This is a genomic window from Streptomyces sp. NPDC001914, from assembly GCF_042891215.1.
Classification (GTDB): Bacteria; Actinomycetota; Actinomycetes; order Streptomycetales; family Streptomycetaceae; genus Streptomyces.
Window position 1 is genome coordinate 431,687 of sequence record NZ_JBIASW010000007.1, and the last position, 26,074, is coordinate 457,760.

Sequence of the window (26,074 nt, forward strand, 5' to 3'; positions counted from 1 at the left end):
CCAAGTCGATCATCCGGGTCACGCCCACCCGCTGGGGCCCGGTGGCCACCGGCGGCGTGCCCCCCCCCCCCGGCCCCCCCCCCCCCCCCCCCCCCCCCCCCCCCCCCCCCCGCCCCCCCCCCCCCCCCCCCCCCCCCCCCCCCCCCCCCCCCGCTTCGTACACCTCGGCCGCGACGTCCTTCAGCTCCTCGGCGTCCCGGACCTCGCTCTGCAGATCGAGGAAGATCTCGTCGAGGCCGACCTCGGCGTGGGCGACGAGGTCCGTCACGATCTGCCCGACGTCCCCCTGGAAGGGCCGCCGGTCGTCGCCCGCGTACGGTTTGGGCGTGTAGCGGGGATTGGTGCGCAGCACGGTCCGCAGCGGCCGGGTGCGCCCTCGCTCGGCGGCCAGATCCTGCAACCGGCGCCACTGCGCGGCCAGTTGCCCGGCCCCCATGCCGATCGGCATCCACCCGTCCGCGTGGTCCACGAGCCGGCGCCGCGCCCTGCCCGTGTTGGCGGCGAGCAGGATCGGGATCGGCCGGGCCGGCTTGGGGCCGACCACCGCCGAGGCGATCCGGGTGAGGGTGCCGTCGTACACCACGGGGTCGGGGCCCCACACCGCGCGGCACACCTCGATCACCTCGTCCAGGGCGTCGCCGCGCTCCTCGAAGGGCCGCGCGGAGGACGCCGCGTACTCGTCGAGGGACCAGCCCGTGCCGAGGCCCGCCACGACCCGGCCGCCGCTGGCCGCGTCGAGCGTGGCGAGGGACTTGGCGAGCTGGAAGGGCGTGTGCAGCGGCGCGACCAGGACGCTGGTGCCGAGCTCGGCGCGCTCGGTGACCGCCGCCGCGAGCGTCAGGGTCACCAGCGGGTCGGCGACCGCGCGGTAGGAGTCCGGCCAGGCCAGCCCCTCGACGCCGTACAGCCCCTGCCTCGGGGGGTCCGGGAACAGGGCCCGCTCGAAGACCCACAGACTGTCGAACCCGATCGCCTCCGCGGCGCGGGCCACGTCGGGCACGTCCTTCCCGAGGTCGTAGTGCTTCATCTGCGGGAGGGTGATGCCGAGTCGCGTCGTCATACGGGTGTACTCCTTCGCATCCGGGGTGTGCCGGAAGGTCAACGTACTGTGGGCGTCCGGTCGTTCCGGCGAGGACCGCGGGGCGTGGCCGGATCAGTCCGGCAGGGGAGTGAGCAGCATCCGGCCGACCAGGCCGACCGCCGCGTCGAGCCGGTCTGCGAACTCCTCGGCCAGGTCGGGCAGTCCGCGCAGCGCCCACAGGGCCCGCGCCGCCGCCCAGGTCGCCTCGCGGGCCCGCTCCAGACTCCACGAGCCGAGCAGATGGGTGAGCGGATCGGCGACCTGGAGCAGGTCGGGTCCCGGCATCAGCTCTTCGCGGACGCGCTCCTCCAGCGATACGAGGAGGTCGCCCACGCGGTCGAACTCGTCCTCCAGATCGGCCGGTTCGCAGCCGAGGGTACGACAGGCGTCCACGACGGCGAGCGCGAGATCGTGTCCGATGTGCGCGTTGATGCCCGACAGCGCGAACTGCAGTGGCCGTACTCCCGGATGACGGCGGAAGCGCAGCAGCGGCCGCCAGCAGGCGGGCGCGCGGCCCTCCTCGGCCACCGCCAGATAGCGCTCCGCGAACCGCACGTCCAGTGTCGCCGCGGCCCGCCGGTCGGGGAACGTCCCGGCGTCCAGACGACGGTCGAACTCCTCGGTGACCGTGAGGTAGACACGGTTGAAGACCGCCAGACCGTCGCGCTCGGGAAGCGCCGCGTCCAGGGCGCGCATACGGGCCAGGACCATGTCAACAGAAGTGGTGAACTGTGCCGACTGCACCATGAGGGCAGCGTCCCAGTCCTAGGGTGGCCCGCGTGCCGCCGGGCCGAAGGCTTCCCCAGAACGGGGGAACGCGGCCGGGGCCGGAGTGGGAGAACCGAACGTGTCAGGCTCACGTGGCCGGCGGCTCGTCGAGCGCGGGGCCGAGCGCGGCAGGTCGATGGGGCGCGGTGTCATGGTCGCCGTCGCCTCCCTCGTGGTGGCGACCGGCACCGTGACGGGATCGGTGTCCGCGCTCGGGCACCCCACGCGGGACGAGGGACGGCCGGTGGCCCGCCCGTCCGCGCACGGGCCGTCCGGCGCGCCGACGCCGGAGGGCGGTCCGGTCACCCTGTCCCCCGCGCGGCCCGCCTCCCCGGACGCGTCCGCCGGTCCCTCGCCGAGCGCGCGGAGGTCACGGACCGCGGCGCCACCGGCCCTCCTCTACCGCCACCCCGACACCCAGGCGCGCGCGTGGGTCGACGCGCATCCCGGCGACGCCCGGCGCGCGGTCATCGCGTCCCGGATCGCCGACCGCCCGGTCGCGGTGTGGTTCGCGGACTTCGCGCCCTCCACGATCACCGGGCGGGTCGGGGCCGTGACCTCGGCCGCCGCCGAGCGGGGGCGGGTGCCGGTCCTCGTGCCGTACGTGGTCCCGCGGCGCGACTGCGGCGGCGCCTCGGAGGGCGGGGCGCCCGGCCTCGCCGCGTACGACGGCTGGATCGACGGCTTCGCCGCGGGGCTCGGCTCCCACGAGGTCGTCGTCGTCCTGGAGCCCGACTCGATCGCCGATTCCGACTGCCTCACCGAACCGGAGCGGGCCGGCCGCTTCGCCTCACTGGCGCGCGCCGGCCGGGTCCTGAAGGCGGCGAACCCGAGAGCCCGGGTCTACTACGACGCGGGCAACTCCGACTGGAACCCGGCCGCCGCACAGGCCGCCCTGCTGCGCCGGGCGGGCGCGGCCTCGCCCGCGTCCTCCGACGGCGTCTTCACCAACGTCTCCAACTTCAACCGGACGGCCGACGAGACCGCCTACGCCCGGCGGGTCCTCGCCGCGCTCGGCGGGCCGTCGGGCCTCGGCGCCGTCATCGACACCAGCCGCAACGGCAACGGCGCGGCCCCCGACGGGGAGTGGTGCGATCCGCCCGGCCGCAGGATCGGGCCCGCGCCGACCCTCAGCACCGGGGAAGCCGGGATCGACGCCCATCTGTGGGTGAAGCCGCCGGGGGAGTCGGACGGCTGCCGGGGCGAACCGGGGACCTTCTCGGCCGAGTACGCCTATGAACTGGCGGGCTGATCCCCGGGCTCGTCGTACGCCGAGGTCCCCGAGTCGAGCAGCGGTTCCTGCTTGAGGTGGGCCGGGGCCATCGCCCGCAGCGCGTGATAGCCGGTGATCACGACGATGGTGCCCAGCGCGATGCCGTTCAGCGAGAAGTTGTCCGTGAACTTCAGGGTGACGCCGCCGATGCCGATGATGATGCCCGCGGCGGCGGGGACCAGGTTCAGCGGATTGCGCAGGTCCACCCGGGAGTTGAGCCAGATCTGCGCACCCAGAAGGCCGATCATGCCGTACAGGATGACGGTGATGCCGCCGAGGACGCCGCCCGGGATCGCCGCGACCACCGCGCCGAACTTGGGGCACAGCCCGAAGAGCAGGGCGAAGCCGGCGGCGGCCCAGTAGGCGGCCGTTGAGTAGACCCGGGTCGCGGCCATCACGCCGATGTTCTCGGAGTACGTGGTGTTGGGCGGGCCGCCGACCGCGGTGGAGAGCATGGAGGCGGCGCCGTCCGCGGAGATCGCGGTCCCCAGTTTGTCGTCCAGCGGGTCGCCGGTCATCTCGCCGACGGCCTTGACGTGTCCCGCGTTCTCCGCGACCAGCGCGATGACCACGGGCAGCGCGACGAGGATCGCGGACCACTGGAACGTCGGTCCGTGGAAGGAGGGAAGCCCGATCCAGTCCGCCTTCCCGACCCCGGAGAGGTCCAGGCGCCAGTGGTCGGTGACCTTGCCGCTCGCGTCCGCCGCGTGGATCCGGCCGAAGATCCGGTCGAAGGCCCAGGAGATCGCGTAGCCGAAGACCAGGCCCAGGAAGATCGCGATGCGGGACCAGAAACCGCGCAGGCACACCACGGCGGCGCCGGTCACCAGCATGGTGAGCAGGGCCGTCCACTGGTCCTGCGGCCAGTACGTGGAGGCGGTCACGGGCGCCAGATTGAAACCGATCAGCATGACGACCGCGCCGGTCACGATCGGCGGCATCGCCGCGTGGATGATCCTCGCCCCGAAGCGCTGGACGGCCAGGCCCACCAGGAACAGCGCGACGCCGACGACGAAGCACGCGCCGGTCACCGTGGCGCTGGTCCCGCCCTGCGCGCGGATCACGGCGGCCACGCCCACGAAGGAGAGCGAACAGCCCAGATAGCTGGGCACCCGGCCCCGGGTGGCGAGCAGGAAGATGACCGTCGCCACACCGGACATCATGATCGCGAGGTTGGGGTCGAGTCCCATCAGGACGGGTGCCACGAAGGACGCCCCGAACATCGCCACCACGTGCTGGGCGCCGAGCCCGAGGGTCCGGGGCCAGGAGAGGCGTTCGTCGGGGCGGACAACCGCTCCCGGGGCGGGAGTTCGTCCGTCGCCGTGCAGTTTCCAGCGCACGCCCAGGTCCATGGTGTCGAGTTCGCCTTCTGTCTACGTGAATGTGTCCGGACCATTGTCACGTCCGAACTGCCGCTCTACGCTCAACCGGTCCATCTCATGAACATCGTTCATATGTATGATCGGAGTGTTCTGTGAGTGCACGATCCAGACTGGCCCTGACGATCGCGGCGGCCACGGTCACGCTCGTGTCCCTCGTCACCCCCTCGGCGCCGGCCCGCACGGCGTCCCCGTCGGTCTCCGCCCTCGCTCGCGCCGCGTCCGCGACGGCCCCCGCGGTGTCCGGCCGGACCACGTCCGGACCGCCGCGGACCGTGGTCCTGGACGGCGCCCGGCTGTGGCGCACCCGAGCTCGGCTGGAGAAAGGGGACCGCAGACTCGCGCGTGCCCTTGGGGAGTTGACCGCCCGCGCCGACAACTGGCTGGACCAGGGCCCCTGGACGGTCGTCGACAAGCCGAAACCCGCCCCCGGCGGCGACGTTCACGACTACCTCAGCCAGGCTCCCTACTGGTGGCCCTCGCAGCCCGCCACCGCCGACAACCCCTGGGGCTGCCCGTACGTCCAGCGCGACGGGCAGCGCAATCCCGAGGTGGACACCGGCACCGACCGCCAGGACGTGGAGAAGGTGTTCGACTCGACGTACGACCTCGCGCTCGCCTGGTACTACACGGGCGAGAAGCGGTACGCCGTGAAGGCCGCCCAGGTCCTGCGCACCTGGTTCCTGGACCCGGCGACCCGGATGAACCCGAACCTGGACCACGGCCAGTTCATCCCCTGCAGGTACGACGGCCGGGCCATCGGCATCATCGACTTCTCGCAGTCCTACACGAGCGTCCTCGACGCGATCGCCCTCCTGGACACCGGCGCCCCCGGCTGGTCCCGGCGTGACAGGGCCGCGATGCTCGCCTGGAACACCGGCTACCGCGACTGGCTGACGGACAGCGCCTTCGGCAAGGAGGAGGGGGCCGCGCGCAACAACCACGGCACCTTCTACGACATGCAGCTCGCCGCCCTCGCCTGCGCGACCGGCGACAGGGGCCTCGCCCGGCGGACCGTGCTCGCCGCGGGCGCCCTGCGCGTCGACCCGCAGATCGCCTCCGACGGCGGCCAGCCCCAGGAGCTGGCACGCACCCGCAGCTGGCACTACTCGACCTTCGACCTGGTCGCCTACACCCGGCTCGCGGCGATCGGCCGCAAGGTCGGCGTGGACCTGTGGGCGTACCGGGGGCCGGACGGCCAGAGCCTGTTCAAGGCCGTCGGCTACCTGCTGCCCGCGGCGACCGGAGCCGAGCCGTGGAACCATCCCGAGCTGGAGTTCCACCGCTTCGCGGCGAGCGACGTCGTGCACGCCGCGGCCGACGCGGGGGACCGGGCCGCGCGGGCCGCCGTGCCGAGGCTGGAGGCGCCGCCCGGCGGTGACCTGTGGGAGCTGCGGCCGGCCGCCGAGCAGCTCGACTCCATCGCGGGCTGATCCCGCCCGGACGGGGTTCCTGAGCGTTTGCTTAGGATGGAGGTGTCTTTTCAGCCAGGCCCGCCCAGTGGCGCGCGCCGCAGCACGCTCCAGGAGCCCCGCCCGTGACCGCCGAAGCACCCGTCGCCCCCGCCCTCCCGTACGGACGGCTGCTGCCCGTCACCGTCCACTTCGACGACCTCGACGCGCTCGGACTGCTGCACAACGGCCGCTACCCGGTTCTCGTCGAGCGCGCCTGGACCGCGCTGTGGAACGAGCGCGGCTTCGGCTTCGAGGGCGACTGGGAGGCGGCGGGCGACTCGTGCAACGCCGTCAAGGAACTGCGGATCACCTATGAGGCACCCGTCAGCCGTCCCGGCCCGTACGCCGTCCACGTCTGGCTGGAACGGCTCGGGAACACCGGACTGACGTACGGCTTCCGGTTCTGCTCCCCCGACGGCGCGCTCACCTACGCGCACGGAACCCGGGTCCTCGTCCGGCTCGACGCCGGGACGCTGCGCCCGGCGCCGTGGAGCAAGCGGTTCAGGGCCGTGGGCCGGGAACTGCTGCGCTCGGAGGGCTGACCTTCGGGCTCACGCGATCCCCGGCGCGCAGCACACCCGCCAGCGCGACCAGCCCGAGCGCCAGGATCGTCACCAGTACGAACGACACCATCAGGTTCGTCGCCTGTGCCACGGACCCGATCAGGCTCGGCGCGATGAGACCCGAGGTGTACGTGATGGTCGCGACGCCGGCGATGGCCTGGCTGGGGTTGGGGCCGCTGCGTCCGGCCGCCGCGAAGCAGAGGGGCACGACGACCGCGATACCGAGGCCGAGCAGCGCGAAGCCGCTCATCGCCAGCGCCGGATGCTCCGCGACGACGACCAGCAGCCCGCCGGCCACGGCCAGCGCACCGCCCGCCCGCACGGTGCGTACGGCGCCGAAGCGGTTCACCACCGTGTCGCCGGCCAGCCGTGCCACGGCCATGGTGAGCATGAAGCCGGTCGTGCAGGCCGCGGCGAGGGCGGCCGAGCTGTCCAGCCGGTCGCGCAGATAGACCGCCGACCAGTCCAGGCTCGCGCCCTCCGCGAAGACCGCGCAGAAGCCGACCGCGCCGATGAGCAGCGCCGACCGGGGCGGCAGCGCGAACCGCGGCGGCGGCTCCTCGTCCTCGGTGGGCTGAAGGTCGAGCACCCAGCGGCAGGCGACCAGGCCGAGCAGGGTGAGGGCCGCCGCGGCCAGCGCGTGGTGCAGGCGGGCGTCGGCGCCCAGATGCGCGGCGAGTGTGCCGGCCGCCGCGCCGATCAGGGCTCCGCCGCTCCACATGCCGTGCAGCCCGGACATGATCGACTTGTCCAGGCGGTTCTCGACCTCGACACCCAGCGCGTTCATGGCGACGTCCGCCATCCCCGCGGTGGCGCCGTAGACGAACATCGCCAGGCACAGGGTCGTCAGGTTCGGCGCCAGGGACGGCAGGACCAGAGCCAGCGTCCACAGGGCGATGAGCCCGCGCAGCGCCGTACGGCTGCCGAAGTGGTGGGTGATGCGGCCGGCCAGCGGCATCGAGCAGGACGCGCCGAGCGCGGTGAACGCGAGCGCGAAACCGAGCTGGCCCGCGCTGACCGACGCGTGGTCCTGGATCCACGGCACCCGGGTCGCGAAGGACCCGGTGACCGCTCCGTGCACGGCGAACACGGCCGCCACGGCGTACCGGGCGCGCCTGACCTCGCGTTGGTCGTGGACGACTTCACTCATGCTCGGATCCCTCCCCAGGTGATGGTTCCACGGTGTGCCGCCGTAAACTATCAGGAACCCTGCCTGATAAATAGATGACCGCCCGCCGCCCGGTCGCCCGGTGGCCCCGCCGGTCTGGGAGGATTCCCGCCATGCCCGCATCCCCGAGCACCGCACGGGCCATCAACGACCGGCTCGCCCTGCGGCTGCTGCAGCAGGAAGGCCCTCTGACGGCCACGCGGTTGAAGCAGCTCACCGGCCTGTCCCGGCCGACCGTCGCCGACCTCGTCGAACGCCTCACGGCCTCCGGCCTGGTCACCGTCGTCGGGGAATCGGGGGAGCAGCGGCGCGGCCCGAACGCGCGGGTCTACGGGATCGTCGCGGACCGCGCCCACCTGGCGGCCCTGGACGTCCGCACGGAGGGAGTCTCCGTCGTCGTCTCCGATCTGGTCGGCCGGGTCCTGGCCGAGGCGTCCGCGCCCATCGGGGAGGACGCCGGGACCGGACCCGCGGTGGAGCGGGCGGTGGCGCTGGTGGAGCGGGCGGCGAAGGAGGCCGGGAGCCTCGGAGCGCCGCCCCCGCGCGACCGCGACCGGGGGTGGGGCAGGCTGCACACCGTCGGCATCGGGGCGCCCGGTCTGATCGACCCCGCCAGCGGTGAACTCCGTGACTCCACCGGTCTGCCCGAGTGGCACCGGCGTCTGGTCGCGGCCCTCCAGGAACGGCTTCCCGAGGCCCGCGTCCTCGTCGAGAACGAGACCAACCTCGCCGCCCTCGCCGAACAGCGTGACGGCGTCGCCCGCGACCGCGACACGTTCGTCCTGCTGTGGCTCGGTCACGGCACCGGCGCCGCGGTCGTCCTCGACGGCGCCCTGCGCCGGGGCGCCTCGGGAGGGACCGGTGAGATCGGCTTCCTGCCGGTGCCGGGCACCGCGGGCCTGCCCTCGGCGACCGACTGCGGGGGCGGATTCCACTCGCTGGTCGGATCCGCGGCGATCGCGGAGCTGGCGGCGGAGCACGGCGTCTCGGCGCGGCCCGAGGGCCATGAACCGTACGCCGCGGCACTGGTCCGGCAGGCGCTCGCGTCCCCCGGCTCGGCGGCGGCCGACGCCTTCCTCGGCGTCCTCGCCGACCGCCTCGCCATCGGGGCGGCCTCCGTCAGCGCCGTACTGGACCCCGGTTGCGTGGTCCTCGGCGGCGAGGTCGGCCAGGCCGGCGGCGAGGCGCTCGCGGCACGGGTCGGGCGACGGCTCGCCGGTATCTCGCCGCTCCCGACCGAGGTGCGCGCGAGCACGCTGGGCGGCGGAGCGGTGCTGCGCGGCGCCCTGCTGACGGCACGCGACGGCGCCCAGGACGAACTGTTCGCTCCGCCGTCGTCGCGGTAGTCCCCGGTGGATCCGGTCCGGGGCCGGTGGGGGACCCGGCGGCGGGGCAAGGGCCTTCGTCACCGCCGCCGGGTCGCTCGTGGGGGACCGGCAATGAATGATCACGCAGTCTTGATCGAGGACACTAAGAGGACTAGACCAGAGCGTCAATAGGTATGGACCAGTTGTGGGAACCCGGGTCACGTCCCAAGGCCGCCCGGCGCGGGGGAGGTTGACCCGGGAGGCCGCTCCGTGGAAGTCCATGCCGAGCGGCTGTGAGCCACCCCACAGAGGTGAGGCCGTATGGCCGAGGACCGGGCGTGGCACACTGGCCATGTACCAGAAGCAGCGCACTCCGGGGTCGGTGTAATTCCGAACCGGCGGTTATAGTCCGCGACCCGGTCGCTTCCAGCGGCCGGTTGACCAGGTGGAATTCCTGGACCGACGGTTAAAGTCCGGATGGGAGGCAGTGCGCGGCGGGCGGGCATTTCGTGCGCGCTGCCGTTTGTTGCTGCTCGTCCTGCGGGACGGGTGTCCTTTCGGCGTCGCTCCCGGTGTGCCGTTGTCCGCTCATTCTGTCGTCATCGACAGCCCCGGAGTCCGTGCCCCATGAGGCAGGAGGACCCGGGAAGTGTTCACCGGAATCGTCGAAGAGCTGGGTGAGGTCACCGCCGTCGAGATGCTCGACGACGCCTCGCGTTTCCGGCTGCGTGGCCCCGTCGTCACGCAGGGCGCGCAGCACGGCGACTCCATCGCCGTCAACGGAGTCTGTCTCACCGTGGTCGAGCACGAGGGCGACGAGTTCACCGCCGACGTCATGGCCGAGACACTGAACCGCTCCAGCCTCGGAGCCCTCACCGTCGGCTCCCGGGTCAACCTGGAACGGCCGATGGCCGTGGGCGAGCGCCTCGGCGGCCACATCGTGCAGGGGCACGTCGACGGCACCGGCGCGGTCATCGAGCGCAAGCCGTCCGAGAACTGGGAGATCGTCAAGATCTCGCTGCCCGCGGACCTTTCGCGCTATGTGGTCGAGAAGGGCTCCATCACCGTCGACGGCATCAGCCTGACGGTGGTCGACGCGGGCCCGGACTTCTTCACCGTCAGCCTCATCCCCACCACCCTCGACCTGACCACCCTGGGCCACAAGCAGCCCGGCGACCCGGTCAACCTCGAGGTCGACGTCATCGCGAAGTACGTCGAGCGTCTGCTCGGCACGCGGGGCGAGCAGCCCGGCGGTCTGCCGGGTGACCTGGGGGCCGGCCGGTGAACTGGCTCAACTCCGAGGCCTTCGTCCTCCTGGACCAGCACATCATGTGGTCGGACATGATCGGCAACGTGATCGGTCTGATCGCCCTCGCGCTCGGCTGGCGGCGCTCCGTGTGGAGCTGGCCCGTCCAGCTCCTGTCCGGGGTCGTCCTCTTCGTCGCGTTCTTCGGCCACCTCACCGGCAGCGCCGGCAAGCAGGTCGTGGTCATCGCCGTCGCCCTGTGGGGCTGGTGGCAGTGGAACCGCGGCGAGGGCAAGGACGGGCGCGTCTCCGTGCGGTTCGCCACCTGGCGCGAACGCGCGTACATGGCGGGCGCCGCGGTGATCGGCACCCTCGCCGTCAGCGGCCTGTTCCACGCGTACCCGTCGCTGTCCTGGGACCCCTGGCCCGACGCCTACATCTTCGTCGGCACGATCGTCGCCATGTACGCGCAGGCCCGCGGCATGGTCGAGTTCTGGTTCGCCTGGCTGCTGGTCGACCTGGTGGGCGTCCCGCTCAACTTCGCCAACGGCTACGCCTTCTCCGGTTTCGTCTACGTCCTGTACGGCGCGCTCGTCCTGTGGGGCATGCGCGACTGGTGGCTGCGCTCCCGTGAGGCCGGGCAGCCCGTCATGGAAGGAGCCCCGGCATGACAACGGCGCCGGTTTGGTACAGCACCGGGCACGATCAGGATGCCTCGGACTTCGCGCTCGACCCCGTCGAGCAGGCCATCGCCGACATCGCGGCCGGCCGCCCCATCGTCGTCGTCGACGACGAGGACCGGGAGAACGAGGGAGACCTCGTCGTCGCCGCCGAGATGGCGACCCCCGAGATCGTCGCCTTCATGATGAGCGAGTGCCGCGGGCTGATCTGCGCGCCCATGGAGGGCGACGAACTCGACCGGCTGCGCCTGCCGCAGATGGTCGACGACAACACCGAGTCCATGAAGACCGCGTTCACGGTGTCGGTGGACGCGTCCGCCGCCCACGGGGTCACCACGGGCATCTCGGCGGCCGACCGCGCCGCCACCCTCAGGCTCCTCGCGGACGGTGTCTCGGAGGCGGACGACTTCGTGCGCCCCGGCCACATCTTCCCGCTGCGCGCGCGGCCCGGGGGCGTGCTCGCCCGCAACGGCCACACCGAGGCCGCCGTCGACCTGGCCCGGCTGGCGGGACTGCGTCCGGCCGGAGCGATCGTCGAGATCGCGGGCGAGGACGGCCGGATGCTCCGGCTGCCCGAGCTGATCCCCTTCGCCCGCAAGCACGGCCTGACGATCATCTCCATCGAGGACCTGATCGCCTACCGCCGCACCGCCGAGCGCACCCTGGCCGCCGAGACCGGGACGGCCCCCGCGGCCCCCACCGTCCGGCGCGAGGCCGAGGTCCGTCTCCCCACCGCCTTCGGCGAGTTCACCGCGTACGGCTACCGCTCCACCGCCGACGGCGTCGAGCACGTCGCCCTCGTCCACGGTGAGATCGGTGACGGCGAGGACGTCGTCGTCCGCGTCCACTCCGAGTGCCTGACCGGCGACGTCTTCCACTCGCACCGCTGCGACTGCGGCCCCCAGCTCCAGACGGCCATGGAGCGCATCCAGGCCGAGGGCCGGGGCGTCGTCGTCTACCTCCGCGGCCACGAGGGGCGCGGCATCGGCCTGCTCTCCAAGCTCCGCGCGTACGAACTCCAGGAGCGCGGCCGGGACACCCTCGACGCCAACCTGGAGCTCGGGCTGCCCGCCGACGCCCGGGACTACGGCGCGAGCGCCCGGATCCTGGAGGACCTCGGCGTCCGCAGCCTGCGTCTGATGACCAACAACCCGGACAAGACCGACGCGCTCGTCCGGTACGGGCTGCGGGTCACCGGCCGGGAGCCCATGCCCGTCCAGGCGGGCGAGCACAATCTCGGGTACCTGCTGACCAAGCGGGACCGGATGGGGCACGACCTGCCCTGGCTCGACTCGACCACCGTGTCGGCCTGCGGGAGCCAGTGACCCGTACGAACGGGACCACCGGCACCACGGCACGACCGGCACCACGGCACCACCGGTGCGCGACACCGGCGGCACAGCACCATCGGCAACACGGCAACACCGGCACTATCGGCAACACGGCACAGCGGGACTGAAGGAGAGACGTGAGCGGCAAGGGTGCACCTGAACTGTCCGTACGCAACTGCGGCGACCTGCGGGTCGCGGTCATCGCGGCACAGTGGCACGACAAGGTGATGGACGGTCTCGTCGACGGCGCGCTGCGCGCCCTGCGAGAGCTGGGAATCGACGAGCCGACCCTGTTGCGGGTCCCCGGCAGTTTCGAACTGCCGGTCGCCGCCAAGGTCCTGGCCGGCCGCGGCTACGACGCGATCGTGGCGCTCGGCGTCGTCATCCGTGGCGGAACCCCCCACTTCGAGTACGTGTGCCAGGGGGTCACCCAGGGCCTCACCCAGGTGTCCATCGACACCGGCGTCCCGATCGGCTTCGGTGTGCTGACCTGTGACACCGAGGAGCAGGCCCTGGACCGGGCGGGCATCGAGGGCTCCAACGAGGACAAGGGCCACGAGGCGGTGACGGCCGCCGTGGCGACCGCGGCCACCCTCCGCTCAGTATCTGAACCCTGGCACTGAGGGAGGGGCCCGAGCGCGTAGGGTGAGGACCACCATGTCCAAGAAGACGTTCGAGGAGCTCTTCACCGAGCTCCAGCACAAGGCCACCACGGGCGATCCCGCCACTTCGCGCACCGCCGAGCTCGTCGGCAAGGGCGTTCATGCCATCGGCAAGAAGGTCGTCGAAGAGGCCGCAGAGGTCTGGATGGCCGCCGAGTACGAGGGCAAGGACGCCGCCGCCGAGGAGATCTCGCAGCTCCTCTACCACGTCCAGGTGATGATGGTCGCGCGCGGGATCTCCCTCGACGACGTGTACGCGCATCTCTAGGGGCCACTGAACAGCGGCCCCCGCCGAGCACGTCCGTCCGTTCGTCCCACCCACCCCGAACACCATCGAGCAAAGGAAGCCGACCTCATGCTGCGCATCGCCGTCCCCAACAAGGGTTCCCTCTCAGGACCTGCGGCGGACATGCTGCATGAGGCCGGCTACCAGCAGCGCCGGGAGTCCAAGGAACTGCGGATCGTCGACCCGAACAACGAGGTCGAGTTCTTCTACCTCCGCCCCCGCGACATCGCGATCTACGTCTCCTCCGGCCGTCTCGACATCGGCATCACCGGCCGCGACCTGCTGATCGACTCCGGAGCCGACGCCGAGGAGATCCTTCCGCTCGGCTTCGCCCGTTCGACCTTCCGCTTCGCCGCCAAGCCGGGCACCGCGAACGGCATCGCGGACCTGAAGGGCAGGACGATCGCCACCTCCTACGAGGGCATCGTCGCGGGACACCTCGCCGACCACGGCATCGACGCCTCCGTCGTGCACCTCGACGGCGCCGTCGAGACCGCCATCGAACTCGGTGTCGCCGAGGTCATCGCGGACGTCGTCGAGACGGGCACCTCGCTGCGCAACGCCGGCCTGGAGATCTTCGGCGAGCCGATCATGAAGTCCGAGGCCGTCGTCGTCCGCCGCGTCGGAGCCGGCCCCACCGAGGACGCCGAGCCCAAGGTGCAGCAGTTCCTGCGCCGCCTCCAGGGCGTGCTCGTCGCACGGACGTACGTGATGATGGACTACGACTGCCGCGCCGAGCACCTGGAGAAGGCCGTCGCGCTCACTCCCGGCCTGGAGTCGCCGACCATCTCGCCGCTGCACAACGAGGGCTGGGTCGCCGTCCGCGCCATGGTCCCCTCCAAGGAGGCCCAGCGGATCATGGACGACCTGTACGAGCTCGGCGCGCGGGCCATCCTGACCACGGCCATCCACGCCTGCCGGCTCTGACGGGATTCACGGACATGTCGGACCTTCCCCCACTTCCCATAACCTTCCGCCCCTCCCGGACCCGGGCCGTGCTGCTCACCGCGGGCGTGTCGATCCTTGTGGTCATCACCACGGTCGCCATGCTTCTGGAGCAACTGGGCCCGGGGGAGCGGCTCAGCTTCGTCCTCACCGCGGCGCTCCTCTTCGGAGTGCTCCTGCTGCTCTCGCGGCCCAAGGTCGTCGCCGACGAGAGCGGTGTCACGGTCGTCAACATCGCGAGCCGCCGGCACCTGGACTGGGCGGAGATCGTCCAGGTCAACCTGCGTCCGGGCGACCCCTGGGTGTTCCTCGACCTCAGTGACGGCACCAGCCTCCCGGCGCTCGGCATCCAGCCGGGCATCGCCCGGCAGCGCGCCATCGAGGACGCCCGCGCCCTGCGCGCGCTCGCTTCGGCCCGCGCAATCCAGGAGCCCGACGGGCACCGCGGCGAACATCACGGCTGACTCTCGGCCCTCCACCCTGCCCTGAGAGCCCATGTCTTGATTAATCTGTCGGCGGAGGCGTTTTTCACCGCGCCTCCGCCTTTGATGTGCTCCCGCCCTCAGAGGCCCCCTGCTACCAAAGGAGTGACTCCCTCCAGCGATGGACGGATCGTCCTGTAGTACCTGCGCCGCCCCCTTCCGACATAGCGAGGCGGCGGCATGATCATCCCCCTGTTGCTCCTCGGCGCGGCGTTCCTGCTGATTCTCGCCAACGGCTTCTTCGTGGCCGCGGAGTTCGGACTCGTCACCGTCGAGCGCCCCGACGCCGAGAAGGCCGCGGCCGACGGCGACAAACGCGCGGGCACGGTCGTCGAGTCGCTCAAGGAGCTGTCCTTCCAGCTCTCCGGCACCCAGCTCGGCATCACCATCACCTCGCTCGTCGTCGGCATGCTCGCCGAACCGGCCCTCGCCCAGCTCCTGGACGGCCCGTTCGAGGCGGTCGGACTGCCCGAGGGCGCGGTGCCCGGCTTCGCCGTGGTGACCGGCATGCTGCTGGCCTCGGCCGTGCAGATGGTGGTCGGCGAACTCGTGCCCAAGAACTGGGCCGTGTCCAAGCCGCTCCAGGTGGCCCGCTTCGTCGCCGGCCCCCAGCACGTCTTCTCCCGCCTCTTCCGGCCGGTGATCGCCGCGCTGAACACCGTCGCCAACCGGCTCGTCCGCGCCCTGGGCGTGGAACCCGCCGAGGAACTGGCCAGCGCCCGCACCCCCGGCGAACTCGTCTCCCTCGCCCGTCACTCGGCCCGCGCGGGCGCCCTGGAACAGGACACCGCGGACCTCTTCGTCCGCACGATGTCCCTGGCCGACCTCACCGCGCAGCACGTCATGACACCGCGGGTGAAGGTCAGCGCCCTCCAGTCGTCGGCCACCGCCGAGGACGTCGTCAACCTCACCCGTGCCACCGGCCTGTCCCGCTTCCCCGTCTACCGGGAGCGGATCGACGAGGTCGTCGGCATGGTGCATCTCAAGGACGCCCTCGCGATCCCCTCGCACGACCGGCTGCGCACCCCCGTCGGCCGGATCGCCCAGGCCCCGCTGCTCGTCCCGGAGACCCTGCCCGTGCAGCCCCTCCTGGAGCGGCTGCGCAGCGAACAGCCCATCGCCGTCGTCGTCGACGAGTACGGCGGCACGGCCGGCGTGGTCACCCTGGAGGACATCGTCGAGGAACTGGTCGGCGAGGTCCACGACGAGCACGACGACGTGCTGGGCGAACAGCCCGAGCTCGCGTCCGCCCCGCCGGAGGACGGCAGGCCCGCCTGGGACGCCGACGGAAGCTGCCGGGTCGACATCCTGCAGCGCATAGGCCTCGACGTGCCCGAGGGACCGTACGAGACCGTCGCCGGCCTCGTCGCGGACCTGCTCGGCAGGATCCCGGCCCCCGGCGACAAGGCCGAGCTGCCGGGCTGGCGCCTCGTGGTGCGGCAGGTCGGGCACTACCGTGCCGAACGCGTCCGCCTCGTGCGCACCGCGCTCGCCCCGGAGGCCGTCCGATGAGCATGCTCCAACTGCTCTTCGCGGGCCTCCTGGTGCTCGCCAACGGCTTCTTCGTCGGCGCCGAGTTCGCGCTCGTGTCCGTACGGCGCAGCCAGATCGAACCGCTGGGCACCGCCCGCTCCCGGCAGGTCCTGTACGGCCTGGAGCGGCTGCCGCAGATGATGGCGGCGGCCCAGTTCGGCATCACCCTGTGCTCGCTGACCCTCGGCGCGGTCGCCGAACCCACGGTCGCCCACCTGCTGGAGCCGCTCTTCGAGGCGGTCCACCTGCCGGACGGGGTGATCCATCCCCTCGGGTACGTGATCGCGCTCGCCCTGGTCGTCTTCTTCCACCTCGTCATCGGCGAGATGGTCCCGAAGAACCTGGCGATGGCCGCGCCCGAGAAGACGGCCCTGTGGCTCAGCCCCGGACTGGTCGCCTTCGCCCGGGTGTGCCGCCCGGTCACGGTGGGCCTCGGCGCCTGCGCGCAGCTCATCCTCAAGCTGTTCCGGGTCGAGCCCAAGGACGAGGTCGAGGCGGTCTTCACCAGCGAGCAGCTCAACCGGCTCGTGGAGGACTCAGGACAGGCGGGGCTCCTCGACCCCGAGGAACAGGAGCGTCTGGAGGACGCCCTGGAACTCGGCTCGCGCCCGGTCACCGACGTCCTGCTCGACGGCGCCTCGCTGGTCACGGTGGACCCTTCGGTCACCCCGGGCCAGGTCGTCGCGCTCACCGCGCGCACCGGGTACTCCCGCTTCCCTGTGGTCGCGGAGAACGGCGCCTTCATGGGCTGCTACCTCCATGTGAAGGACGTCCTCGACCTGGAGGAGTCCGAGCGCGCGGTCCCGCAGCAGATGTGGCGGCCGATGACCACCCTGCGCTCCGAACTCCCCCTGGACGACGCCCTCACCGTCATGCGCCGCGCCGCCACCCATCTGGCCCAGGTCGCCGACGCCTCCGGGAAGGTCCTCGGCCTCGTGACCCTCGAGGACGTCCTGGAACTGCTGGTAGGCGAGGTGCGGGACCCGGCGCACCGCGATGTCGCACCGGTCCGCGTCGCGGAGCCGCGCCCCAGCCAGGCCGAGGAGGCGCTGGCGAGCTGACCGCGAGCCCGGTCCCGGTTCCCGGGAGCCGTGCGACCCGTGACGGTCGTACGGCTCCGGCGGGACCGGGGCCTGCTCACATCGCCGACGGATCCTGCGGGCCCCGGCCCGAAAGGACCTCCCCGTAGGCCTGCATGAGGTCGGGCAGCCGCAGGGTCGACAGGTCGTCGCGCGAGGGCGTGCCGGGGTATCCCGACAGCCGCAGATCGCGGTACGCGCAGCTCTTCTCGTACAGGGTGCGCAGGAAGCGGCCGTTGCCCAGCTCGTCGATCCAGCCCTGGTCGACGACGTGCCCGGCGATCGAACGCAGCTCGTCCAGCGCCTCCTCGTCCCAGACGTCGCCGTTCTCCGCGGCCAGCACCTCGCCGATGGAGGTCAGTTCGAGCGGACGGTAGGACGGGAAGTCCACGCGGCTGGTGAAGCGCGAGGACAGGCCGGGGTTGGCGGCGAGCAGCCGGTCCATGCCCTCGGGGTATCCGGCGAGGATGACGACCAGGTGGTCCCGGTTGTCCTCGGCGCGCTTCAGCAGCACCTGGAGGGCCTCGTCGCCGTACGCGTCGCCCTTGCCGTAGCCGGAGTTGGACAGCGAGTACGCCTCGTCCACGAACAGGACCCCGCCGATCGCCGAGTCGATCAGCTCGTTGGCCTTCACGGCGGTCTGCCCCAGGTACTCGCCGACCAGGTCGGCCCGCTGCGCCTCGACCAGATGGTCCCCGCCGAGGAGCCCGAGCGCGTAGAAGACCCGGCCGAGAATGCGCGCCACCGTGGTCTTGCCGGTGCCGGACGGGCCGGAGAAGACGAAGTGCCGTTTGGGCGGCTGCACGGGCAGCCCCTGTCCGGTGCGCAGCCTGGCCATGTTCAGCTGCGCGGACAACGCCTTGACCTGCCGCTTCACCGGCTCCAGGCCCACCATGCGCTCCAGCTCGGCGAGCGCCTCGTCGAGCAGGGCGGGATCGGTGGGTCCCGCCGGCATCGGCTGCACCGGGATCACGGCCTTCTCCCGGAAGCCGTCCGGCTGGGGCGGCAGCCCGCCCGGCGGCGACGGATCGGCGTCCGGGAGCCGCAGGTCGCGCCCCTCGGTGCCGAACAGCGCGTCCATGCCGTCCGGACCCTCCAGCACGTCCTGCCCGATCCCGGCGAGCGTGATCGCCGCGAGGTCGGCGGCGGCGTCGTCGTACCCGTCCCCCTCCGCGATGGCGGCGAGCCGGGCGGAGGTGTCCATGAAGGAGGGGTCGACCCGGTGCACCGCCCGGTACAGGGGCAGTGCGGCGGCGGACCGGCCGGTGCCTTCGTGGGCGCGGGCCAGCCAGTACCGCAGTTCCTTGCGCTGCGGCTGCTCGCTGCGGCAGCGCATCAGCGCGGACGACAGCAGCGGCTCGGCCTGTCCGTACATCTCCAGCCGGACCCTCGCCATGCCGCCGAACAGTCCGGCCTCGATGCCGAGCATGGGATCGTTGATGAGCGGATCGGTGTGCCGCACCAACTGCTCCCAGTCCTTGACCAGATAGGCGCGGCACGCGTGCAGGAACCGCACCTGGTGGTCCGCGTCCACCGGCGGCAGCCCGGCGAGCGCCCGGTCCAGTTCGGGTACATGACGCCCGTCGAGCCAGTGCGAGGCGTGCGCGAGCAGCAGGTCGCGCGGGCTCTCCAGCACCGGCTGGACCCACCAGCCCAGCCAGTACCAGGAGTTGAGGGTGCGCCGGTGACGGGAGCGCTGCTCGCCGAAGCGGTCCCGGTGCCGGAACATCCGCAGCAGCGCGGTCGTCGTGTCCACGCGCAGCGCGTGCAGTCCGAGCCAGCCGTCCGCCATACCGGGGTCCATCCGGACCGCGGCGCGGAACTCCTCCTCCGCCTGCGGGTAGGCGCCCATCGTGTAGGCGTCCACACCTCGCAGCCAGGCGAGGTCGGCCGGGGCCTCGGGGCCCTGCGTGCCGAAGTCCATCACATCCCCCACAAACCGTGCCCCCGATGGTCGGGGAGTGCCTCGCGGATCAGGCCATCCCCTCGCCGCCGGGCCGGTGCCCGTCGGCAGCTCTGGTCGAACGACTGTGCCACGGACGGGAGTTGAAGCGGTGCGGGCAGAGCAGCCGTCCGAAGGTCGCACCGAGAGGCATGGTACCTGCGGTTGACGGGCCTGCCGAAGGGTGCCGCACAGCCCGTTCTGCGAGGTGGGAGCAGATGGGGCGCACTGCGAACGGTGACCCAGGGTGAGCGAATCACGTCGTGGGGCGTCCGGAAAGAGGGGGTCTGGGCAGAACGAAGCCCCCGATCACGGGGGAACAACCGGGGGCTTCGCGACTGCGGGCGGCTCCCGAAGGGCCGCTGCTTCAGAACGTAAGACCTGTACGGCCCCCTGGTCAAGCAGAGTTGGGGCACTGAGGCAACTTCTCCGGAGTGGGTCTTCACAACTTCAGCACGCTGCGGATGGTCCATCACACTGAGTGATGAACTGGTCCGGTCCAAGCGCCTCAGCAGGCCCCGGCAGCACCTCGTACCCCTCGGGACTCTGCCGCACCAGATGGTCCGCGAACGGTTGTGTGGGGTCATCGGTGAAGTGCCGGTGCTCGGCGCGGACCCAGCCGTCCCAGAAGTCGCTCTGCGCCTGCCCGTCGCGTCGCCGCCCCCGTGCCCAGGCCTCGTCGTGGGGCAACTCCATCCACAGGAGCCGCGCGAGCCGGGGCCGCAGCGCGCGGCGTCCCGCGCCGACGCCCTCGAGGAGCACGACGGGCGCGGCCGGCAGCTCGCGGACGGGTCCGAACTCCCGGGCCGTCCAGTCGTAGGGGGTGTAGTGCGCCGTCTCGCCCCGCTCGAACGGCTCGATCACCCGGCTCAGCAGGCGACCGGTCCAGTCGAACAGTTCCTCGTGGGTGGCGATGTCGTCGAGGTGGAGCACGGGTGCGCCGCCCAGGGCCGTCGCCAGTCTCCCGGCGAACGTGGTCTTGCCGGAGCCGGCGTGGCCGTCCACGCCGATCAGGCGGACGGGTCCGCAGGAGGGCGGCAGCCGGAGCAGGCGTGCGGCGAGGTCGTGCACGGCGTTTCCCGGGGTGAGGTGCGGGGCTTTGGGGGCGCGGTCGGCGCGGCCCTGATGAACATTCTATCGATGTGTCGTCCACAGCGGATCCATGGGTTCAGGATGGTGTCCCATTGAACTATTGATTGAACAATCCTCAAGAACTTCGGCGAGCCGCACCGAAAATTCCCGGCCACCCGGAACCAGGTATTTCGGATTGAGCGTTCCGGTACTCGGAGATGCTGAGTAGGGTTCCTGTTGCGGAACGGAAGCGTCGCACGGGGATGGACAGGGGAAGATGGCCGCGGGGTTATTCGAGGGGCAGTATGTGTGGCATCCGGCGGCCGACGACCGCAGACTCGCGAGCGTCTGCACGGACGTCAGGGCCGGCCGCTATCTGAGCGCCCACGAAGCTCTGAAGGAGACCCGCTCCGACTACGGATTACGGGCCCATCGGTCGCTGGTCCTCGCCTCGGAGGCGGCCGACTCCGATCTCGCCGAACGCTGGCTGGCGGAGGAACAGACTCCCGAGGCCGCTCTGCTCTGGGCCCGCGTGGCCGTCCTGCGGGCACTGCGCGCGGCCGACGCCAAGGACGACCGGGCCGAGGCGCTGGAACGCATAGCGCTGAGCGCCTGCGACCGGGCCGCGCTGATGGACCGGGCGGATCCCACGCCCTGGGTCGCCCGGCTGTCCATGGCCCGGCTGCACGACCTGCGCGACCCGGCCCCGCAGGGGCTGCTGACCCAGCCCCCCGGACCCTGGCGCCTGTTCTCGCACGTCCTGCGCCTCGACCCCTGGAACCGTGAGGGCCACCACCGGTTCCTCGCCTTCTTCTTCACGCGCCACGGCGGCTCCGTGAACGCCGCCTGGGACGTCGCCGCCTTCCTGAGCCAGCGCGCCCCCGCCTCCTCGCCGTTGCGGCTGCTGCCGCTGGTGGCCCTGGTCGAGAGTTACAACCCCACGCAACTGCTGGTCGACCGCACCTGGGAACAGCCGCAGTGGCGCTCCACCGCGCTCGCGATCTACCAGAACTGGCTGCCGGAGGTGGCCGGATACCGCTTCACCCCGGTGCTCGACCTGGCGTATCTGGCCCACGCGCTGTTCATGGCGCAGCGCGAGTTCGAGGCGCGCGCGGTGCTCATGGCCATGGGGCCCTACGCCTGCCGCATGCCGTGGAGCGTGTTCGGCGAACCCGAGGAGCAGCTGTCCCGCGCCCGCCGCGCCTGCGGCCTGCCCGTGCCGGGGGCCGGCTGAGCGCCGGCCCTCCCCGACGTCCCGCACCACCCCCCCGAGAGAGAGGACAGCCGTGTCAGAGCGCATATCGGTCCCGAGCCGGAGAGCGGGCGCAGGAACGAGTTCCGCCGCCCTGGACGACGACGCGACGCTTCACGCGATGGGATATCCGAGAAAACTGACCCGTCGATTCCAGGCGTTCGACAATTTCGCGATTTCCTTCACGATCATCAACATCATTTCGGGTATTTTCTCGTCCTTCGGGTTCGGAATGAACGCCGGCGGCCCGCGCATTCTCGTGTTCGGCTGGATCGGCGTCTCCGTGATGGTGCTCTTCATCGGTGCCGCGATGGCGGAAGTCGCTTCCGCCTACCCGACCAGCGGGGCGCTCTATTTCTCCGCCGGAAAGCTCGCCAAGCGGCACAAGGGTGCGTGGTCCTGGTACACGGGGTGGCTGAATTTCGTGGGTCAGGTGGGAGGCACGGCCGCCACCGGGTACGCGGCCGCCACCTTCATCCAGGCGTTCATCGCCCTGCAGTGGCATTCATACGAGCCGACCGCCCAGCAGACGGTCCTCATCACGGCGCTGATCATCGTGCTCCAGGGTTTGGCCAATACCTACACGGTCCAGCTCGTCGCCGTGCTCAACCGCATCTCTGTGTGGTGGCTGCTGATCGGGCTCGTCGTGATCGTGGGCACACTCGTCGTGATGCCCGACGACCACCAGTCGGCCTCGTTCGTCACGCATTTCGCGAACAACACCGGTTTCACGAACGGGATTTACGGAGGGATGCTCGGGCTGCTGGTGACGAGCTGGACCTTCACGGGCTTCGACGGCAGCTTCCACATGTCCGAGGAAACGGTGCGGGCCACGGTCAACGCGCCGAAGGGGATCACCCGTGCGATCGGCTATTCGGCGATCACCGGGCTGATCCTGATGCTTGCCCTTGTGTACAGCATTCACGACTATGACCGGGTCGCCTCGTCCTCGGCGCCGCCCGTGCAGATCCTCATCGATGGGCTTGGCATGGGCATGGCTAAGTTCATCCTGCTCGTCGTGATCGGGTCCATGCTCTTCTGCGGGCTGGCCAACCTGACCAGCAACACCCGGCAGATCTTCGCCTTCTCCCGGGACGGGGCCATGCCGGGCTCCCGCTGGTGGCACTCGGTCTCGCCGCGCACCCGTACCCCCGTCAAGGCCGTCTGGCTGGCGGTCGCCTGTTCGCTGGCCCTGGTCCTGCCCGGCTGGTGGTCGCACACCGCCTTCACGGCGATCGTCAGTGTCAACGTCGTCGGACTCTTCCTCGCCTACGCCGTGCCGGTCTTCCTGCGGCTGCGGCTCGGCGACGAGTTCCAGCCCGGCCCCTGGAACCTGGGCCGCTGGAGCAAGCCCGTCGGCTGGGTGGCCGTGACCTGGATCCTCGCCAGCAGCGTGCTCTTCATGCTGCCCCAGGTCTCGCCGATCACCGGGGACAACTTCAACTACGCCTCGATCGCCCTGGCCGTGGTCCTGGTCGTCGCCACGGTGTGGTGGTTCGCCACGGCACGCCGCCGCTTCCAGGGGCCCGTCAGCTACGGCCGCCCCGACGAGGTGGCCGCCATGGACCTCGTCTGACGGACCGTCCCCTCGGCCCCGGCACCCGCCGGGGCCGAGGCCGTCCCAGGTCATGCCAGTGGTCCGGACCAATATTGGTGGGCGCGGCACGGGCTCAAGTGCTGGCAGAAGTTGCCCTCGGGCGTCCATAGTTGGCGCACAACAGAACATCAGTTGTCGCACGACAGAGCATTGGGCCCGCCCGTTCCGGACACCTGGGGGTTCTCCACCCATGAGCAGAGCCGAACAGCCGTCCCGCAGAATCGTCCTGGCCGCCGCGGTGGCCGCGGCGGCGGTGGGGGCCGCCGGCCCACCGGCCGCCGCCGCCCCGGCCCGCCGGACCAGAGCGCCCGGGAGGCTTGTCGACAACCGCGCCTGGACCTCGTACAGCGACTGGCGCTCGGGCAGCGCGCGCGGTGCAAGGGCCCTGCCGGGTGTCCGCCCCGGGCTGGTGATCGGGGCCCCGGCCGGCACGACGGACTACACCGACCCGCACACCGGCAGGACCGCCACCTGGGAGTACGCGACCTGGACCTCGCCGGTCCACCGGCTCGCCGTCCCGTCCACGGAGGCCATCGCCTCCTGGAACGCGCAGACCCCGGCCGGCACCTGGCTCCAGGTCGAACTGACCGGCACCTACTCCGACGGCACGGACACGCCCTGGTACGTGATGGGCCGTTGGGCCTCGGGCGACCAGGACATCCGGCGCACCTCCGTGGACGACCAGACCGACGGACGCAGCACGATCTGGACGGACACCTTCTCCATCGACGACGCCGCCTCCGGCCTGCGCCTCGTCTCGTACCGGCTGCGCCTGACCCTCTACCGCACCCCGGGTTCCAAGATCACGCCCACCGTCTGGCGGCTGGGCGCGATGGGCTCCGACATCCCGGACCGCTTCACCGTCCCCGCCTCGGCCCCGGGCCTCGCCCAGGAGCTGAACGTCCCGCCGTACTCGCAGGAGATCCACGCGGGTCAGTACCCCGAGTACGACAACGGCGGCGAGGCCTGGTGCAGCCCCACCTCCTCGCAGATGATCATCGAGTACTGGGGGCGCAGGCCCACCGCCGAGCAGCTCGCCTGGGTCGATCCGGCCTACGCCGACCCGCAGGTGTGCCTCGCGGCCCGCTCCACCTACGACTACCAGTACGCCGGGTGCGGCAACTGGCCCTTCAACGCCGCCTACGCCGCCACGTACAAGGACCTCCAGGGCGTGGTGACCCGGCTCGGCTCGCTCACCGACCTGGAGACGCTGATCGCGGCCGGCATCCCGGCCATAACGTCCCAGTCGTTCCTCAAGACCGAGCTGACGGGCGCGGGCTACGGCACCTCGGGCCACCTCATGACGGTCATAGGGTTCACCGCGGACGGCGACGTGATCGCCAACGACCCCGCCTCGCCCGGCGACGACGCGGTGCGCAGGGTCTACAAGCGCTCCGAGTTCGAGACGATCTGGCTGCGGACCAAGCGCTACAACGCCTCCGGGAAGGTCGTCTCCGGCACCGGCGGGGTCTGCTACCTGTACTTCCCGGCGCATCCCTCGCCGCGCCAGCGCAAGGCTCTCGCGGCGGTGGGCGTCCGGTGACCTGAAGGGCGGCCCCCTGGCGGCCCCCGCCTGCCGGGGGCGCCGCGGGAGCGCCGCCCCGCAGGGGTGATCCCGGCCCGGCCCGAGCCGTGTGACGAGACGCACACGCGCGACGGCCGGGCGGAATTCAGCGGGATCCGGGGCGTCCGGCCGCGCACGTGACCTGGGTCTCTACCGGCGACGGTGGCTCCGGTGGCAAGGTGGTCGGGTCGGTGGGGAGCCGACGGGAGGCGGGGGACGTCACCGCACCACTACGTCAGCGAGATGCCATGACCGCGAGTTCCGCCACCGCCCCGCACCTGCGCACCCGTACGGGAGGCCCGAAGGACGACGGCCCGAAGATCCTCGAACACGTCGTGGGCTGGATCTTCGTGGTGGTCGTGGCGATGCTGGTGACGCAGCTCGGCCTGATCTGAGACGGCTCCGCCCCGGGCCCCGCTGCGCGGTCCCGGCCGGGACGCCGATCGCCCCCGGATGACGGTCGGCACGGTTCTGCCATACTGCGCATGTTCCGTCGGCAGTTGGAGACCAGGGCCGGAATTGAATAATAGTCAACAACGCGAGGTCGACCGCCCCCGGGCGCGGGGTACCCACCGCTCACTGGCGCGCCGCGCCGAACTCATCGCCATCGGGCGGAAGTTGTTCGCCGACACGTCGTACGACGCACTGTCGATGGACGACATCGCGCGGCAGGCGCACGTGGCCAAGGGGCTCATCTACTACTACTTCAAGTCCAAGCGCGGCTATTACCTCGCCATCGTCGAGGACTCGGTCGCGGAACTGGTCTCCCGGGCCGCCGACGGTCTGGAGCTTCCCCCGGTGGAGCGGGTCCAGCGCACGATCGACGGCTACCTCCGCTACGCCGAGCACAACCAGGCCGCCTACCGCACGATCATCGCGGGCGGCGTGGGCTTCGACGCCGAAGTGCAGGCGATACGCGACGGTGTGCGGGAGGCGATCGTCGCGACGATCGCCGAGGGGGCGTACGGCCGCAGAAGCGTGGGTCCGCTGCCCCGCATCGCCCTGCTCGGCTGGCTGCACAGCGTGGAGGGGGCCACCCTCGACTGGATCGGCCACCCGGTGCTGCCGCGCGAGACCATGCGCGAACTGCTGGTGAAGATGCTGGGGGGTGCGATGCGTGCCGTCGAGGAACTCGACCCCGCTTACGCGGCCCCGCCCGACGCCCGGCGGGACAACTGACTGAACGGTATGAGGACTAGACCACTCTGTCAATGGTTCGGACCAATTCCGTGCCCCCTCGGCAGCCCGGTCGTCGTCCGGGGGTGATGTGTCCGACGTGCCGTGTCCGCCGTGCCGTGTCCGATACGGCGTCAGGGGCAAGGTTCGACACGGTGTGCCGGTCAGGGGTCGTCACGTGTGCCGGGCGTGGCTCGGTGCGGTGTGCCGGGCGTTGCCCGGCGCGGTGTGGGCG

General features: G+C 71.5%; 23 protein-coding genes, 1 pseudogene and 1 riboswitch. Of the genes and pseudogenes, 18 read left to right on the forward strand and 6 right to left on the reverse strand.

What is annotated here, in order from left to right:
* Positions 1-136: 136 nt before the first annotated feature.
* Together ACFYYF_RS22375 and ACFYYF_RS22380 are read right to left on the reverse strand one after the other, a co-directional pair.
* Positions 137-1,060, reverse strand: a pseudogene (locus ACFYYF_RS22375) (LLM class F420-dependent oxidoreductase); the annotation flags it as partial.
* Positions 1,061-1,153: 93 nt separating this feature from the next.
* A complete protein-coding gene (locus tag ACFYYF_RS22380; protein WP_388778266.1) occupies positions 1,154-1,828 on the reverse strand; it encodes a DUF5995 family protein in 675 nt (224 codons plus the stop codon).
* A 100-nt stretch (positions 1,829-1,928) separates the two neighbouring features.
* Here ACFYYF_RS22380 and ACFYYF_RS22385 point away from each other — a divergent pair, with 100 nt between their 5' ends.
* Positions 1,929-3,101, forward strand: a complete 1,173-nt coding sequence (locus ACFYYF_RS22385) for a glycoside hydrolase family 6 protein (protein ID WP_388778269.1) — start codon at positions 1,929-1,931, stop codon at positions 3,099-3,101.
* Here ACFYYF_RS22385 and ACFYYF_RS22390 read toward each other — a convergent pair.
* The gene (locus tag ACFYYF_RS22390) at positions 3,083-4,474 is read right to left on the reverse strand and encodes a solute carrier family 23 protein (RefSeq protein WP_365491947.1); all 1,392 of its coding nucleotides are present in this window, start codon (positions 4,472-4,474) and stop codon (positions 3,083-3,085) included. The genes ACFYYF_RS22385 and ACFYYF_RS22390 overlap by 19 nt on opposite strands.
* A gap of 122 nt (positions 4,475-4,596) precedes the next feature.
* Here ACFYYF_RS22390 and ACFYYF_RS22395 point away from each other — a divergent pair, with 122 nt between their 5' ends.
* Positions 4,597-5,934: an alginate lyase family protein gene (locus tag ACFYYF_RS22395; RefSeq protein ID WP_388778273.1), complete on the forward strand. Its 1,338-nt coding sequence runs from the start codon at positions 4,597-4,599 to the stop codon at positions 5,932-5,934.
* A 104-nt stretch (positions 5,935-6,038) separates the two neighbouring features.
* Positions 6,039-6,497, forward strand: a complete 459-nt coding sequence (locus tag ACFYYF_RS22400; protein ID WP_388778276.1) for an acyl-CoA thioesterase — start codon at positions 6,039-6,041, stop codon at positions 6,495-6,497.
* Here ACFYYF_RS22400 and ACFYYF_RS22405 read toward each other — a convergent pair.
* Positions 6,457-7,668: an MFS transporter gene (locus ACFYYF_RS22405; protein ID WP_388778279.1), complete on the reverse strand. Its 1,212-nt coding sequence runs from the start codon at positions 7,666-7,668 to the stop codon at positions 6,457-6,459. The genes ACFYYF_RS22400 and ACFYYF_RS22405 overlap by 41 nt on opposite strands.
* Before the next feature lie 131 nt (positions 7,669-7,799).
* On the opposite strand from ACFYYF_RS22405, the gene ACFYYF_RS22410 reads away from it, so the two are divergent.
* From ACFYYF_RS22410 to ACFYYF_RS22455, 10 genes are all read left to right on the forward strand, one after another.
* Positions 7,800-9,032 carry an ROK family transcriptional regulator gene (locus ACFYYF_RS22410; RefSeq protein ID WP_388778282.1) on the forward strand — a complete coding sequence of 411 codons (1,233 nt, stop codon included), beginning with the start codon at positions 7,800-7,802 and terminating at the stop codon, positions 9,030-9,032.
* 325 nt (positions 9,033-9,357) lie between these two features.
* Positions 9,358-9,488: riboswitch (FMN riboswitch) on the forward strand.
* Positions 9,489-9,642: 154 nt separating this feature from the next.
* Complete coding sequence (locus ACFYYF_RS22415) at positions 9,643-10,278, forward strand: riboflavin synthase (RefSeq protein ID WP_361688184.1); 636 nt, start codon at positions 9,643-9,645, stop codon at positions 10,276-10,278.
* Entirely contained in the window at positions 10,275-10,910 is a 636-nt protein-coding gene (locus ACFYYF_RS22420) for a nicotinamide mononucleotide transporter family protein (RefSeq protein WP_365491930.1), read from the forward strand. Before ACFYYF_RS22415 ends, ACFYYF_RS22420 begins: the two co-directional genes overlap by 4 nt.
* On the forward strand, positions 10,907-12,244 hold the full coding sequence (locus ACFYYF_RS22425; protein ID WP_388778287.1) for a bifunctional 3,4-dihydroxy-2-butanone-4-phosphate synthase/GTP cyclohydrolase II: 1,338 nt from the start codon (positions 10,907-10,909) through the stop codon (positions 12,242-12,244). The genes ACFYYF_RS22420 and ACFYYF_RS22425 overlap by 4 nt, the downstream gene beginning before the upstream one ends.
* Before the next feature lie 143 nt (positions 12,245-12,387).
* On the forward strand, positions 12,388-12,873 hold the full coding sequence (gene ribH, locus ACFYYF_RS22430) for a 6,7-dimethyl-8-ribityllumazine synthase (RefSeq protein ID WP_151468514.1): 486 nt from the start codon (positions 12,388-12,390) through the stop codon (positions 12,871-12,873).
* Between the two features lie 34 nt (positions 12,874-12,907).
* Positions 12,908-13,180, forward strand: coding sequence for a phosphoribosyl-ATP diphosphatase (locus ACFYYF_RS22435; RefSeq protein ID WP_355773816.1), 273 nt, complete (start codon positions 12,908-12,910; stop codon positions 13,178-13,180).
* An 87-nt stretch (positions 13,181-13,267) separates the two neighbouring features.
* The gene (gene hisG, locus ACFYYF_RS22440; protein ID WP_361688195.1) at positions 13,268-14,125 is read left to right on the forward strand and encodes an ATP phosphoribosyltransferase; all 858 of its coding nucleotides are present in this window, start codon (positions 13,268-13,270) and stop codon (positions 14,123-14,125) included.
* Positions 14,126-14,139: 14 nt separating this feature from the next.
* Positions 14,140-14,607, forward strand: coding sequence for a PH domain-containing protein (locus ACFYYF_RS22445; protein ID WP_388778291.1), 468 nt, complete (start codon positions 14,140-14,142; stop codon positions 14,605-14,607).
* 198 nt (positions 14,608-14,805) lie between these two features.
* Positions 14,806-16,137 carry a hemolysin family protein gene (locus ACFYYF_RS22450; RefSeq protein WP_361688201.1) on the forward strand — a complete coding sequence of 444 codons (1,332 nt, stop codon included), beginning with the start codon at positions 14,806-14,808 and terminating at the stop codon, positions 16,135-16,137.
* Positions 16,134-17,219, forward strand: coding sequence for a hemolysin family protein (locus ACFYYF_RS22455; RefSeq protein WP_361688204.1), 1,086 nt, complete (start codon positions 16,134-16,136; stop codon positions 17,217-17,219). The genes ACFYYF_RS22450 and ACFYYF_RS22455 overlap by 4 nt, the downstream gene beginning before the upstream one ends.
* Positions 17,220-17,295: 76 nt before the next feature.
* On the opposite strand, the gene ACFYYF_RS22460 is transcribed toward ACFYYF_RS22455, so the two are convergent.
* Together ACFYYF_RS22460 and ACFYYF_RS22465 are read right to left on the reverse strand one after the other, a co-directional pair.
* Complete coding sequence (locus ACFYYF_RS22460) at positions 17,296-19,161, reverse strand: AAA family ATPase (RefSeq protein WP_365491916.1); 1,866 nt, start codon at positions 19,159-19,161, stop codon at positions 17,296-17,298.
* Between the two features lie 468 nt (positions 19,162-19,629).
* Positions 19,630-20,250, reverse strand: a complete 621-nt coding sequence (locus ACFYYF_RS22465) for a uridine kinase (protein WP_388778297.1) — start codon at positions 20,248-20,250, stop codon at positions 19,630-19,632.
* Between the two features lie 277 nt (positions 20,251-20,527).
* On the opposite strand from ACFYYF_RS22465, the gene ACFYYF_RS22470 reads away from it, so the two are divergent.
* The 5 genes from ACFYYF_RS22470 to ACFYYF_RS22490 all read left to right on the forward strand — a co-directional run bounded on the left by ACFYYF_RS22470 (position 20,528) and on the right by ACFYYF_RS22490 (position 25,842).
* Complete coding sequence (locus ACFYYF_RS22470) at positions 20,528-21,484, forward strand: hypothetical protein (protein ID WP_361688213.1); 957 nt, start codon at positions 20,528-20,530, stop codon at positions 21,482-21,484.
* Positions 21,485-21,536: 52 nt separating this feature from the next.
* Positions 21,537-23,078: an amino acid permease gene (locus tag ACFYYF_RS22475; RefSeq protein WP_388778300.1), complete on the forward strand. Its 1,542-nt coding sequence runs from the start codon at positions 21,537-21,539 to the stop codon at positions 23,076-23,078.
* A 211-nt stretch (positions 23,079-23,289) separates the two neighbouring features.
* Positions 23,290-24,642 (forward strand): peptidase C39 family protein, encoded by a 1,353-nt coding sequence (locus ACFYYF_RS22480; protein WP_388778302.1) that lies wholly within the window; start codon positions 23,290-23,292, stop codon positions 24,640-24,642.
* Between the two features lie 269 nt (positions 24,643-24,911).
* Positions 24,912-25,058: an SCO1431 family membrane protein gene (locus tag ACFYYF_RS22485; RefSeq protein WP_388778305.1), complete on the forward strand. Its 147-nt coding sequence runs from the start codon at positions 24,912-24,914 to the stop codon at positions 25,056-25,058.
* Positions 25,059-25,182: 124 nt separating this feature from the next.
* Complete coding sequence (locus ACFYYF_RS22490) at positions 25,183-25,842, forward strand: TetR/AcrR family transcriptional regulator (RefSeq protein WP_388778308.1); 660 nt, start codon at positions 25,183-25,185, stop codon at positions 25,840-25,842.
* Positions 25,843-26,074 lie beyond the last annotated feature (232 nt).

Bases quoted from the DNA above. Each gene is read 5' to 3' on its own strand.
- ACFYYF_RS22450 (WP_361688201.1), top strand. From the start codon at position 14,806: ATGATCATCCCCCTGTTGCTCCTCGGCGCGGCGTTCCTGCTGATTCTC.
- ACFYYF_RS22470 (WP_361688213.1), top strand. From the start codon at position 20,528: ATGGCCGCGGGGTTATTCGAGGGGCAGTATGTGTGGCATCCGGCGGCC.
- ACFYYF_RS22390 (WP_365491947.1), bottom strand. From the start codon at position 4,474: ATGGACCTGGGCGTGCGCTGGAAACTGCACGGCGACGGACGAACTCCC.
- ACFYYF_RS22445 (WP_388778291.1), top strand. From the start codon at position 14,140: ATGTCGGACCTTCCCCCACTTCCCATAACCTTCCGCCCCTCCCGGACC.
- ACFYYF_RS22480 (WP_388778302.1), top strand. From the start codon at position 23,290: ATGAGCAGAGCCGAACAGCCGTCCCGCAGAATCGTCCTGGCCGCCGCG.
- ACFYYF_RS22405 (WP_388778279.1), bottom strand. From the start codon at position 7,668: ATGAGTGAAGTCGTCCACGACCAACGCGAGGTCAGGCGCGCCCGGTAC.
- hisG (WP_361688195.1), top strand. From the start codon at position 13,268: ATGCTGCGCATCGCCGTCCCCAACAAGGGTTCCCTCTCAGGACCTGCG.
- ACFYYF_RS22425 (WP_388778287.1), top strand. From the start codon at position 10,907: ATGACAACGGCGCCGGTTTGGTACAGCACCGGGCACGATCAGGATGCC.
- ACFYYF_RS22460 (WP_365491916.1), bottom strand. From the start codon at position 19,161: ATGGACTTCGGCACGCAGGGCCCCGAGGCCCCGGCCGACCTCGCCTGG.
- ACFYYF_RS22380 (WP_388778266.1), bottom strand. From the start codon at position 1,828: ATGGTGCAGTCGGCACAGTTCACCACTTCTGTTGACATGGTCCTGGCC.
- ACFYYF_RS22485 (WP_388778305.1), top strand. From the start codon at position 24,912: ATGACCGCGAGTTCCGCCACCGCCCCGCACCTGCGCACCCGTACGGGA.
- ACFYYF_RS22435 (WP_355773816.1), top strand. From the start codon at position 12,908: ATGTCCAAGAAGACGTTCGAGGAGCTCTTCACCGAGCTCCAGCACAAG.
- ACFYYF_RS22455 (WP_361688204.1), top strand. From the start codon at position 16,134: ATGAGCATGCTCCAACTGCTCTTCGCGGGCCTCCTGGTGCTCGCCAAC.
- ACFYYF_RS22410 (WP_388778282.1), top strand. From the start codon at position 7,800: ATGCCCGCATCCCCGAGCACCGCACGGGCCATCAACGACCGGCTCGCC.